Source organism: Rhodobacter ferrooxidans, assembly GCF_000176015.1.
In the GTDB taxonomy this organism is placed as follows: Bacteria; Pseudomonadota; Alphaproteobacteria; order Rhodobacterales; family Rhodobacteraceae; genus Pseudorhodobacter_B; species Pseudorhodobacter_B ferrooxidans.
In genome coordinates this window covers 85,680-97,578 of record NZ_ACYY01000004.1, presented here as the reverse complement: position 1 = coordinate 97,578, position 11,899 = coordinate 85,680, and the positions used below count along the sequence as shown (strand labels likewise).

Genomic DNA, 11,899 nt, shown 5'->3' with positions numbered 1-11,899 from the left:
ACCTTGTGCAAAGCCGACGCACCTTTGCAAGCGCTATGCAAGCCGCCGCCCGATGCCATCGGCAAAACCGCCCATAATCAGCGCGCAAGAGGTGGCACCGGCGTCCAGCACCCCGCGCGAGCGTTCGCCCAGCCGCGCCGACCGGCCCACCCGCGCCACCATGTCGATGGTGCTGTCGCGCCCGGTTTCCGCCGCCGCCTTCATCGCGCCCAGCGCCGCAGCGAACGGCTGGCCCGCAGCAATCGCCGCGTCAAAGGCGTCAATTGCCGGCACCAGCGCATCCAGCAGCGTCTTGTCGCCCACCTTCGCCGCGCCGATGTCCCGCACCCCCGCCAGACCGGCGCGGACCATGGCGCCGAAGGCCGCCGCATCCAGCACCGCAGCCTCGCCCAGATGCTCGGCCATGTCACCGAACAGCGTGCCATACAGCGGCCCCATCGAGCCGCCGATCTCGGACATCAGCACATCCGACAGCACCGCCATCGCATCGCCAAGCGTGCCCGCCGGGTCCAGCCGTTCGGCGGCGCGGGCAAAGCCCTTGGCCATGTTGACCCCGTGATCACCGTCGCCGATCAACCCGTCGATATCCGACAGGTAAGCCTTGTTGGCGACGATCACCGCCGCGATCTCGCGGATGATCTCGCCCGCGCCCCTGTTGTCGATGCTCTGCATCTTTTCCCCCTACAGCCCCGGACAGGCGGTCTCCATATCCAGCAGCAGCTTCAGTTCGGCGTCCAGCGCCATCACCGTCAGCGTGGCCCCAACCATTTCCAGCGAGGTGAAATAATTGCCGACGAAGGGGCGGTAGATCACCAGCCCGCGCGCCTCGATCTGCTGGGCCATGCGGTTGAAAAGCACGTAAAGCTCGTTCACCGGCGTGGCCCCCAGCCCCGACAGCAGCACCGCCACCTCGGTGCCTGCGGGCAGGTTGTGGTCATCCAGCACGATGGCGGTCATCTCGTCGGCAATCGCATTGGCGGTTTTCAGGTCCTCGATGCGCACGCCGGGTTCGCCGTGATGGCCGATGCCGACCTCCATCTTGCCCGGTGCGATGCTGAAGTTCGGATGCCCCACCGCAGGCAGGGTGCAGGGGCCAAGACCAACCCCGACCGAGCGGCAGTTGTCGATCGCCTTCTGTGCGGCGGCAATCACCTCGGCCAGCGGGGCGCCAGTGGCGGCCTTGGCGCCGCCGATCTTCCACATGAATATCTCGCCCGCCACGCCACGGCGCTTTTCGCGCTCGGCCAACGGGGCGGAACTGACATCGTCATTGGCCACCACGGTTTCGACCGCGATGCCATCCTTGACGGCCATCTTGCGGGCCATCTTCACGTTCATGTTGTCGCCGGCATAGTTGCCATACAGCACCGCCACGCCCGCCCCGCCATCAGCGGCACGGATCGCGTCGTGAAAGCTTTTTGCCGTGGGCGACGAGAACAACTCGCCCACCGCCACCGCATCGACCATGTTGCGCCCGGTATAGCCGATGAAGGCAGGCTCGTGCCCCGAGCCGCCGCCGGTCACGATGCCGACCCGGCCCTGCTGTCCGGCGAGGCGCGAGACCACCACCCGCGGATTGCCGGGGTCAAGCCGCACCAGATCGGCATGGGCGCGCACGAAACCGGCCACGGTTTCATCGACGATGTCGTCAGGGTCGTTCAGGAAACGTTGCATCTTTCTGCCCTCACTTGATGGTGAAACCGCCGTCGATGATCAGGTCGGCGCCATTGAACATGCCCGCCGCATCCGAGGCAAGGAACACCGCCGCCGCAGCAATCTCGCAGGGTTCGGCAAAGCGCCCGGCGGGAATCTGGCGGATCATCGCCTCGCCCTTTTCCCCGGCCCAGGCCGATTTGCCCAGTTCGGTCAGCACCACGGTGGGCGACAGCGAATTGACGGTGATGCCGTGCTGGCCCCATTCCAGCGCCAGCACCTTGGTCAGGCCGATCACGCCGAATTTCGAGGCGCAATAGGCGATGTGGCCGTCGATCGCCACCGTTCCGGCCTGCGAGGCCAGGTTGATGATCCGGCCGCTGCCCTGGGCGATCATGCCCCGGCCCACCGCCTGTGCGACCAGAAAACTGCCGGTCAGGTTGATGTCCATCGTGCGGCTCCAGGCGCTGAGCGCGATGTCGGCGGCGGGGGCAAGATCGACGATGCCGGCGCTGTTGACCAGAATGTCGATGCGGCCGAACGCGGCCTGCACCGCTGCCACGGCGGCGGCGACCGAAGCCGGGTCGGCCACGTCGCAGGCCACCGCGATGGCACCGTTCAGCGTGGCGGCGCGGGCGGCGGCAGCCTCGGCCTTCAGATCGACCACGGCGACGCGCACCCCCTTGGCGCTGAAGGCTTCGGCAATCGCGGCGCCGATCCCCGAGGCCGCGCCGGTCACGAAGGCGGTCTTGCCGGCAAGCGGGAAATCATAGTCGAGTGTTGCAGGACTGGTTGCCATGGCTGTCTACCCCGAAGAATGGATCATGGTTGCCCTGCCCGGCCCATGCAAGGTCGGGCAGGACAGGGCGTGGCGGTGTTATTGCCGCAGCGCCAGCAGCGCATCGACGTTTTCAAGCGTCACCGGGGTCCACGGCACCGAGTATTCCTTGTCGGCACCGTTGTTCCACGGCATGTCGGCGTAGGTTTTCCAGATCTCCGACATCGGCTCGTAGGTCGGATCGACCGCCTTGATCGCCAGATCAAGCGCACCCTGCGCCTGCGCGGCACCGTCTTGCAGGATCGAGGCCATCTGGTCGGCCTTCACCGCCAGCAGCGCGTCGGTCACGCCGTCGATACCGGCAATGGCAAAGGACTTCACGTCAAGATCGGCGGCCTTGATCGCCTCGATGGCCCCCAGCGCCATCTCGTCATTCTGGCCGATCACGCCGTTGATCTCGCCGGGATGTGCGGTCAGCCAGTTTTCCATCAGGGTCTGGGCCTCGGCGCGGCTCCAGTTGGCGGTCTGGTCTTCCAGCACCTTGACATCGGGACATTCGGCCAGCGCCTTCATGTTGCCTTCCAGCCGCTGAATCTGCGCCGACTGGCCGATCGGGCCTTCGATCACCACGACGTTGCCTTTGCAGCCGATCTTGTCGAGCACGTATTTCGCTTCCATGTAGCCCGACTGCACGTCGTCGGACCCGACATAGGCGCTGAGCAGGTCGCTGTTGACCCGGGTGTTCGAGCCGAACACCGGGATACCGGCGTCGCTGGCCACCTTTACCGCGGCGGCACCGGCTTCGATGTCGATCGGCACGAAGATGATGGCGTCGAAGCCCTGGGTGACCATGGTTTCGAACTGCTCCTGCTGCACCAGCGCGTCATAGCGGCCGTCGAACACGGTCACCTCGACCAGGCCCTGCTTCACTGCCGGGTGCTGCTCCAGGGCTGCGGCCCAGATCTGCATGAACTCGGCGTTCAGGCCATAGACGGCGGCACCGATCTTCGGCTTGTCCTGGGCCATGGCGGCGGTGCTGGCAAGCAGCGTGGCCGCGACGGTCAGGGTCATTATCCGGTTGGTCATGGGTCTCTCCTCCTTCTGTTTTGCGCGTCACCTGACGGCCCGCCTCCTGCGGGAGGGCCAGATGGTCTTGGTTACGGTCAGGCCTGCCCTTGTGGTCAGGCCTGCTTCGAGCGCGCCTGGTCAAGCATGACCGCGGCAACGATGAGCATCCCCTTGATGACCTGCTGGTAGTAGGACTCCACCCCCATCAGATCGAGGCCGTTGTTGACGACGGCAATCAGCAGCGCGCCGATCAGCGTGCCGGTCACCTTGCCGACGCCGCCCGAAAGCGAGGTGCCGCCGATCACCACCGCGGCAATCGCGTCAAGCTCGTAGGCAATCCCCGCCTGGGTCAGCGCCGAGCCGGTCCGCGCCGCAAGGATCATCCCCGCCGCCCCCGCCAGCCCGCCCGAGATCACATAGACCAGCAGCCGCACCCGGTTGACGTTCACCCCCGACACCCGGGCGGCATGCGGGTTGCCGCCGGCGGCATAGACATGGCGGCCGAACCGGGTCGAGGTCAGCACCCACAGCGAGGCAAAGAACACCAGCGCGAACAGCACCACCGGCATCGGCACCCCAAGGATCGACTCGGTGCCGATGTAGCGGAAACTGTCGGTCAGCGCCGGCACCGGCTTGCCACCGGCATAAAGCAGCGTCAGCCCGCGCGCCGCCGACAGCATGCCCAGCGTGGCCACAAACGACGGCACCCGGAAAAACGCCACGATCACGCCGTTGATCAGACCGCAAACCACCCCCACCAGCACGCCGATCGCCAGCGCGAACACCGCCGGATAAGGCCCGCCAGGCACCATCGCCGTGGTTGCCGTGGTGGCAAACGACGCCGAAACCACCCCGGCCAGCGCCACCACCGACCCCACCGACAGGTCGATGCCCCGGGTCAGGATCACGAAGGTCATCCCGATCGCCAGGATGCCGTTGATCGAGGTCTGCCGCAGCACGTTGACCAGATTGCGTGTGGTCAGGAAGTATTCGTTGGCAAAGGCAAGGATGACGCAGACCAGAACCAGGGCGACAAGGATGCCGTATTTCTGGCCGTATTGCGCGACCAGCAGCTTGAAATTGCGGCTCTGGCTGGGTGTTCCGGGCATCTGGGGCGTTCCTCTGGGGGTCATGGTCATGCCGCCAGATGCAGCAGGGATTCGGCCGACAGTTCGGCCCGTTCCAGCACGCCACTGATCCGGCCGTCGCGCAGCACCACCACGCGGTCGGCCATGCCCAGCACCTCGTCGGCTTCGGAACTGATCATCACCACCGCCCCGCCCGCCTTGGCGAATTCCGACATGATGCGGTAGATCTCGCGCTTGGCACCGACATCGACACCGCGGGTCGGCTCGTCCAGCATCAGCACCTTGGGATCGGTCATGAACCAGCGCCCCAGCACCACCTTCTGCTGATTGCCGCCCGACAGCCCGGAAACCTCCAGCCGGTCGGACGGGGTCTTGATCGAGAAGGCGTCGATCATCCGCTGCGACGCCGCCGCCTCGCGCCGCTTCAGCATCACCGGCCCCAGCCGCAACTGGTCCAGATGCGCCAGGCACAGGTTGGCACGCACGTCCGAGGTCAGCACCAGCCCGGTTTCCTTGCGGTCCTCGGTGACGAAGGCCAGCCCCTGCGCGATGGCCTGCGCCGGCTTGCGGATGTTGGTCGGCTGGCCGAACAGCCGCACCTCGCCGCCGCGGTCCTCGCTTAACCCCCAGAGGCGTTCGAACACCTCGCTGCGTCCCGACCCCATCAGCCCGTAAAGCACCAGAATCTCGCCGCGATGCGCGTCGAAAGAGATGTCCTTGACCCAGTCCAGCGCATTCAGATGCCGCACCGACAGCGCCACCTCGTCGCCGGGCGTGTTTTCCTTCACGAATTCCTCGGTCAGCGGGCGCCCGACGATCATCTGGATCAGCGCCTCGCGGCTGACGTCGGCAATCGCGCCTTCACCGACGAATTCGCCGTCACGGAACACGGTGTAGCTGTCAGCGATCTGGAAGATTTCCGACAGCCGGTGGCTGACATAGATGATGCCCTTGCCCGCCGCCTTCAGCCGGCCAATCGCGGCAAACAGCCGGCTCGCCTCGGCCCCGCCCAGCGCCGAGGTCGGCTCGTCCATGATGATCACCTCGGCATCATGCGACAGCGCCTTGGCAATCTCGACCAGCTGCATTTCGGCCACCGTCAGGTCCATCATCACGGTTCTGGCCGAAATGCCGAACTCCAGACTGTCCAGCAATTCCTGCGCGCGGCGGTTCATCGAGGCGAAATCCACCCTCCCGAACCGGGCCAGCGGCTCGCGGCCAAGAAAGATGTTTTCGGCCACGGTCATTGCCGGAATCGGGCCAAGCTCCTGCTCGATGATGCTGATGCCGGCGGCGTGGGCGTCTGACGGTTTGGCAAAAACCACCTCGCGGCCATTGCGCAGGATGATGCCGGCGTCACGGTCCTGGATGCCCATCACGATGGTCAGAAAGGTCGATTTGCCCGCACCATTGCCGCCGCACAAGGCATGAACACTGCCCGGCATCAGGCAGAACTGGCCGTTGCTGAGCGCAGCAACACCACCGAAGTGCTTCTTCAGCCCCCGGACCTGGAGCAGAGCTTCTGCCAAAATCTCCCCCCTCATGTCGCCCGACACAGCCGACAAGTTGATATTGTCTGCTGGTTCTGACTATTGTCAAAAGAAATCCGAATTTTGTTCGGTTTCTTATAAAATCATTTCGAATCATATAATTGAATGCCATCTAATGGCGCCAGGATTGATCAATGCCCGATTGTGGCCAGTTCGCAGCCGCGAATCGCGCGCTCAAGGCCAGTTGGATGCCGATGAAACCCAAGCTTGCCTCGCGCGGATTTCCGACCAATCCGGGGCAACCGGACCAGCCAAGGTTTTGGTCAGCGATCGGGAAAGGCGGCCACCCAGGCCCGTTTCGCGGCTGCCAGCCGGAACCTGTCAATCTGTCGCAGCCAGAACCCGCGAAAGTTGCGCCGGATCGGTAGGACCGGCGCGTTCAATGACTACGTCCAATCTTGTCTGATCAAAAAGGAGACACCGATGCAGAAAGCCCTGTTCGTCACTCTGGCCCTTGCCTTGCCTGGCATTGCTTGCGCCGAGGAGGCCCGGAACCCGGCCGCGCCGCGGATTGCCTATTTCACCCTGCTGGGCACCGAAATGGGTCCGCTGGCGGCCATGGCCAAGGGCGACATGCCCTATGACGCTACCATCGCTCAGGCGCATGCCGCCGACATGGTGACGCTGACGGCCTATCTGCACGACGATCTGCTGGTGCCCGGCACCTCGAACGCCGACCTGCCGGGCAAGACCCGTGCCTTGCCGAAGATCTGGGAAGACATGGCCGGCTATGGCGCGAAAGGCAAAGCCATGGGCGAAGCCATCACCGAACTGGCCGCGGTTGCGGGCAACGGCGTCGAGGCGCTGGCCCCTGCGGTCGGCAAGCTGGGCGGTGCCTGCAAGTCCTGCCACGACGACTACCGCGCCAAGGACTACTAAGCCATGACCAGCCCGATCCTGCCTTCCGAACCCGTCGAGACCGTGGTGTTGTGGGATCCGCTGCTGCGGGTGTTCCACTGGGCGCTGGCGATCAGCGTTGCGGCGGCCTGGGGTCTTGGCCGCTTTGGCCCGGACCAGATGACGCTGCATTTCTGGTTCGGCTATGCGGTGATCGGGCTTTTGGCCTTCCGCGTGCTGTGGGGGCTGTTCGGCCCGCGCCGCGCGCGGTTTTCCAGCTTTATCTACGGTCCGCGCGCCGTGCTGGCGTATCTGCGCAAGATGGGCGCACGAAAGCCCAGTTACTGGCCCGGCCACAATCCGATGGGCGGGCTGTTCGTGATCGGCCTGCTTGCGGTGCTGCTGGCGCAGGTCGCGACCGGCCTGATTGCCGACCCCGAGGATTACATCAACGCAGGCCCGCTGGCCGGGCTTGTGGGAACCGATACCGCGCGCACCGCGCTGGGGCTGCATGACATTCTGGGCAATCTGCTGGCGGCCATGGTGCTGCTGCATGTCGCGGTGATCTATTTCTACCGCCTGTGGAAGCACGAAGACCTGATCCGCCCGATGCTGACCGGCCGCAAGGCCGTGCTGAAGAAGGGCTGAAATCAGATGCAATTTCATCCAGTTACACTGCCCTTGCCAATGCCGCGCCGGTTTGTCGCGGGCAGATGCGGCAGGATCGGCTCTGTAATGTGATAATGTCACATACAAACCATCCGGGTGCTGCGTAAGTCAACGCATCACCCGGTGAACCGCCGCAATGGCAAGGTGCCCGCGGCGATGTTTGCGACAATCGGCACAGAACCTGCGGGAGTCCGTTTGGGCGGTCTTTCCCGGCAATCCCCTATCAACGAAGGAACATCTCATGTCCATGTCCGAAGAAATCGACAGCGGTCGCAGGGATCTTTTGACCTATGCCACCATCGGCGCCGGAGTTGTCGCCTCGGGCGCCGCAGTCTGGCCGATGATCGACCAGATGAATCCCTCGGCAGATGTGTTGTCGCTTTCGGTTCTGCGGGTCGATGTCAGCGGTGTCGAGGTCGGCACCCAATTGACCGTCAAATGGCGCGGCAAGCCGGTGTTCATCCGTCGGCGGACCGAGGCCGACATCGCGCTTGGCCGCTCGATCGCGCTGAACGAACTGGTCGATCCGGTGGCGCGCAACGCCAATATCGCCAGGACGGCCGATGCCGCCGACGGCAACCGCACCATTGATGCGGCGGGCGAATGGCTGGTGATGATGGGGGTCTGCACCCACCTGGGCTGCGTGCCGCTGGGCGATGCCGGCGATTTCGGTGGCTGGTTCTGCCCCTGCCACGGCTCGCATTACGACAGCGCCGGGCGCATCCGCAAAGGCCCGGCGCCGGAAAACCTGCCGGTTCCGGTGTCGAAATTCGTCGATGACACCACGATCCAGCTTGGCGAGAACGTCTGACCCGCCCCGGCCATGACCTGCGCGCCGCCCGGCACGACGCCGGGCGCGCATCATATTTGCCGATACCACCCAAGGAAAACACCCATGCGCTTTGCCATTGCCAGCCAGAACTTCCGCACCGTCACCGGCCACGCCGGCAAGACCCGCCGCTTTCTGGTGTATGAAGCCGAAACCGGTCAAACGCCGCGCGAGGTCGAGCGGTTCGATCTGCCGAAGGACCTCTCGATCCACGAGTTTCGCGGCGATGGCCCGCATCCGCTGGACAGTGTGGCCGTGGTGATTGCCGCCAGTGCCGGTGACGGCTTCGTGCGGCGGCTGGCGGCGCGCGGGGTGATTGCGGTGGCCACCGCCGAAACCGACCCGGTGGCGGCGATCACCGGCTATCTGGCGGGCAGCCTGTCTGCCGCCGCACCGCATGACCATGACGATGACGACGGCTGCGGCTGTGGCGGGCCGGGTCACTAAGACCTGCCCCGCAAGACTGTGCGCCCTATTCGGGCACGCAGACCTGGCCGCGGATCATCGCCAGCAGGGTGCGCAGAACCAGCGAAACGATGATCAGCGCCAGCACCATCAGCAGGCCCGCGCCGATCACAAGATGCGGCGCTGATCCGGCCCGTTCGGCGTAAAGGAAGCTGGCGATGGTCAGCCCCGCCACCGGAAAGCTGAGCGCCCAGAACGACATCGCAAATGGCAGCCGCAGGATGCGCGGCAGTTGCAGCACCACAAGGGCGGCAAACACATAGCCCAGACTCAGCAGGATGTGGCCGAAGGCATCAATACCGCCGGTGGCACCGCTCATCCGCACCCAGGCGATGAAGGCAATCGCCGGCGGGGCGATCATGATCACCAGCGTCGGTTGCAACCGCCCCGGCATCGGGTCGTGAAACACCAGCCGGTTGAACACCATGGTCAGCAGCACCAGCCAGAAGATCAGCCCGCCCGAGAAGAACAGGAACGACAGTTCCATATACCCCAGTTGCGCCCCGGCAATCGGCACGATCACGTTGCCCACCGCCGGAATGAACCAGGCCGGGTTCAGATGGCCATGCTGGAAGGCGCGGGTGCCGATCCAGCTTGAAATCACCGCCAGCGTCAGCACCGCCTGCAACGCGGTGCCAAAGATCCACAACGCCTCGGCCAGCCTTGGTGCCTCGGACAGCAGCGCGCTGGCCAACAGCAGGATCGACACCGAGATGGTGGGAAAGAACGCCAGCCGCACCGGATGCTGCCATTCGGCCGCCACGGCGCGCCAGTGGAACGCGGCTTTCAGCAGATAGACCAGCGCCAGCAGCGCGAACACCCCGGCGGTGGTCGCCAGCGCCACCCGGAACGGCGTGGGGCCAAGCCCAAGCGGCACCGCCGCCGCCCGCAAGGCCAGCGTAAAGCCGCCAAGCCCCATGGTCGTGGCAAAGAAGGTGATCGGAAAATGTTCCAGACGGCTGTGGCGGGCCGGAAGGGTCGGCGCGGTGGTGATCACGGTGATCTCCTTTTTCATCGGCATTGCAAGGGCGGGCTACAGGTATTGCTCCAGCACCGCCCGCACATCGACCCGCGCCTTCAGGCGGCTGGCCAGAAAATACACGCCGCCAAACTTGCGCTGCAGGAACAGCGTCTCGATCGGCGGAATGTGCCAGACGTCGCGCCGGGTCGCCAGCGCCATGCCTTCGTCGCGCATCCGGGAGGTCAGGTCGGTGTTGGCGAAATCATAGGCGCCACCGCGCCGGATCGGCTCGATTGCCAGCTCGAACATCGCCATGGCGGTATCGACCACATCAGCCGGGGTGCTGGGGCTAAGCAGGCCCATATCCAGCGCCGCCTGCCGCACCATTGCGCCGTCACCCTCCAGCCCCGCCCGCATCAGCGCCCGGTGGGCCGCAACCAGTTCGGGGGTAAATTCCCGCGTCGCACCGAAATCCAAGAGCACGATCTGCCCGGTGTCGGGGTTGTAGCGGTAGTTGGCAAAGTTCGGGTCGGTCTGCATCAAGTGAAACTCGAACAGCTCGCGGAACAGCAGGCCGACCAGCAGCGTCATCACCCGGTCGCGGGTTTCCTGCGGCGCATCGACCAGCGATTCCACCGGCACGCCCTCCAGATAGGTCATCGCCAAGATGGTATCGGTGGAAAGGTCGCGGTGCAGGTCCGGCACCTGAAATTCAGGCGCATCGGCCAGCAACGTGCCGAACCGCGCCAGATAATGCGCCTCGCGCTTGTAGTCGGCCTCTTCATGCAACTGCCGCTTGGCCTCGGCCAGCATCGGCGTGATGTCCAGCGTTTTCGGCAGAATCCCCGACATCTTCATCAGCGCCGCCACGTTGTTCACGTCGCTGTCGATGCTGTGCCGGACGCCGGGGTATTGGATCTTGATCGCCAGATCACGGCCATCGACGGTCTGCGCCCGGTGCACCTGCCCGATCGAGGCCGCCGCCATCGGCGCCAGCGAAAACTGCGCGAAACGGTCCTGCCAGCCCTTGCCCCAGCGCAGGCCAAGCGCCGCCGTCAGTTGCCCCTGCGGCATGTGCTGGGCATCGGCGCGCAGCCGCCCCAGAATGTCGGCCAGTTCCGGCGGCAGCAACTCGCCCGCGTCCATCGACATCAGCTGGCCGATCTTCATCGCCGCCCCGCGCAATTGCGCCAGCTGATGCGTGACTTTCAGCGCATTGGCCGGGGTCAGCAACAGGTCGCTCATGCTTGGGCGCTTGCCGCGCGCAAACTGCTTTGCCCCATCCAGCACCATGTTGCCGGCAATGCCCGAGGCCAGCCCGCCAAACCGCGCCAGTCTGGACAGACGGCCGCTGGGAACGGCAAGGCCGGGGGCCTGATATTTGCGATGCGGCAAGGGGGGCTTCCTTCAAATGCGGGCAGATCGGGCCGGGAACGGTCGGAGAACCCGTGGCTTAACCGCATTTCGCCGCCGCGTCGGTGACGTTGTCACAGACCGGCCGATGTGGCGTCGAATACCGTAAAAAGCCGCGGTTGGTTTTCCACTCGGGAGGCGACCGGAAATCGCCGCAGGTGCAGAAATTCGAGCAGGGCAACACGGGTTTTGGGTTTGAAGCCCCGATACCGGGCGACATGCCAGAGGGGCTGTTGCGTGTTGAAAAAAAGCGCCCCATGCCAGCCCTGCCTTGGGGAGTGGCGCCGCCGAGTCGGGCGTGTTCCGGGTGATGTGGCGCGGCAGGTAAAGCACGTTCAGGATGCGCCCGATCCGCCCGTTGCCATCGGGAAACGGGTGGATGCTTTCGAACCGGTGATGGATCAGCGCCATCTTGATCAGCGGATCAAGGTCGCAAACCGTGTCATCGTTGATAAATCGCTCCAGCGCGGTCATCTGCGCCAGGATTTCGTTTGCGTCCTGAGGTGGCAGGTCGGGGACCGTTTTGGTCGGCTTTGAATGTGCTCCGCGATATGTTGGCGAAACGCGATTTCTTTTACATGACAGCAT

At 64.9% G+C, this 11,899-nt stretch carries 13 protein-coding genes; 4 read left to right on the top strand and 9 right to left on the bottom strand.

The genetic code is table 11. The features are described from left to right. Window positions 1-33 precede the first annotated feature (33 nt). The 6 genes from dhaL to RSW2DRAFT_RS04385 form a co-directional block, all read right to left on the bottom strand. Window positions 34-672, bottom strand: a complete 639-nt coding sequence (dhaL, locus tag RSW2DRAFT_RS04410) for a dihydroxyacetone kinase subunit DhaL (protein WP_008028454.1) — start codon at window positions 670-672, stop codon at window positions 34-36. A gap of 9 nt (window positions 673-681) precedes the next feature. Continuing rightward, a complete protein-coding gene (locus RSW2DRAFT_RS04405; protein ID WP_008028452.1) occupies window positions 682-1,674 on the bottom strand; it encodes a dihydroxyacetone kinase subunit DhaK in 993 nt (330 codons plus the stop codon). Window positions 1,675-1,684: 10 nt separating this feature from the next. Further along, complete coding sequence (locus RSW2DRAFT_RS04400; protein WP_008028450.1) at window positions 1,685-2,452, bottom strand: GolD/DthD family dehydrogenase; 768 nt, start codon at window positions 2,450-2,452, stop codon at window positions 1,685-1,687. Window positions 2,453-2,530: 78 nt separating this feature from the next. Continuing rightward, window positions 2,531-3,517, bottom strand: coding sequence for a substrate-binding domain-containing protein (locus RSW2DRAFT_RS04395; protein ID WP_008028448.1), 987 nt, complete (start codon window positions 3,515-3,517; stop codon window positions 2,531-2,533). Window positions 3,518-3,612: 95 nt separating this feature from the next. Further along, window positions 3,613-4,608 carry an ABC transporter permease gene (locus tag RSW2DRAFT_RS04390; protein ID WP_008028445.1) on the bottom strand — a complete coding sequence of 332 codons (996 nt, stop codon included), beginning with the start codon at window positions 4,606-4,608 and terminating at the stop codon, window positions 3,613-3,615. A gap of 26 nt (window positions 4,609-4,634) precedes the next feature. Then, window positions 4,635-6,116 (bottom strand): sugar ABC transporter ATP-binding protein, encoded by a 1,482-nt coding sequence (locus RSW2DRAFT_RS04385; RefSeq protein WP_008028442.1) that lies wholly within the window; start codon window positions 6,114-6,116, stop codon window positions 4,635-4,637. Window positions 6,117-6,560: 444 nt separating this feature from the next. Between RSW2DRAFT_RS04385 and RSW2DRAFT_RS04380 the strand changes: the two genes are divergently transcribed. From RSW2DRAFT_RS04380 to RSW2DRAFT_RS04365, 4 genes are all read left to right on the top strand, one after another. After that, window positions 6,561-7,016 carry a c-type cytochrome gene (locus tag RSW2DRAFT_RS04380; protein ID WP_008028440.1) on the top strand — a complete coding sequence of 152 codons (456 nt, stop codon included), beginning with the start codon at window positions 6,561-6,563 and terminating at the stop codon, window positions 7,014-7,016. Window positions 7,017-7,019: 3 nt separating this feature from the next. Next, window positions 7,020-7,622: a cytochrome b/b6 domain-containing protein gene (locus tag RSW2DRAFT_RS04375; RefSeq protein WP_008028438.1), complete on the top strand. Its 603-nt coding sequence runs from the start codon at window positions 7,020-7,022 to the stop codon at window positions 7,620-7,622. A 262-nt stretch (window positions 7,623-7,884) separates the two neighbouring features. Beyond that, entirely contained in the window at window positions 7,885-8,454 is a 570-nt protein-coding gene (gene petA, locus RSW2DRAFT_RS04370) for a ubiquinol-cytochrome c reductase iron-sulfur subunit (RefSeq protein WP_008028436.1), read from the top strand. A gap of 84 nt (window positions 8,455-8,538) precedes the next feature. Continuing rightward, window positions 8,539-8,919, top strand: a complete 381-nt coding sequence (locus RSW2DRAFT_RS04365; protein WP_008028432.1) for a NifB/NifX family molybdenum-iron cluster-binding protein — start codon at window positions 8,539-8,541, stop codon at window positions 8,917-8,919. A gap of 25 nt (window positions 8,920-8,944) precedes the next feature. Here RSW2DRAFT_RS04365 and RSW2DRAFT_RS04360 read toward each other — a convergent pair whose 3' ends face one another. Genes RSW2DRAFT_RS04360 through RSW2DRAFT_RS18220 form a run of 3 tightly spaced genes read right to left on the bottom strand, consistent with a single transcriptional unit; the run spans window position 8,945 to window position 11,899 of the window. Next, the gene (locus RSW2DRAFT_RS04360; RefSeq protein WP_050786772.1) at window positions 8,945-9,952 is read right to left on the bottom strand and encodes an SLAC1 anion channel family protein; all 1,008 of its coding nucleotides are present in this window, start codon (window positions 9,950-9,952) and stop codon (window positions 8,945-8,947) included. Between the two features lie 18 nt (window positions 9,953-9,970). Continuing rightward, window positions 9,971-11,293 (bottom strand): ABC1 kinase family protein, encoded by a 1,323-nt coding sequence (locus tag RSW2DRAFT_RS04355; protein WP_008028428.1) that lies wholly within the window; start codon window positions 11,291-11,293, stop codon window positions 9,971-9,973. Window positions 11,294-11,305: 12 nt separating this feature from the next. Continuing rightward, a complete protein-coding gene (locus RSW2DRAFT_RS18220) occupies window positions 11,306-11,899 on the bottom strand; it encodes a Fic family protein (RefSeq protein ID WP_269629441.1) in 594 nt (197 codons plus the stop codon).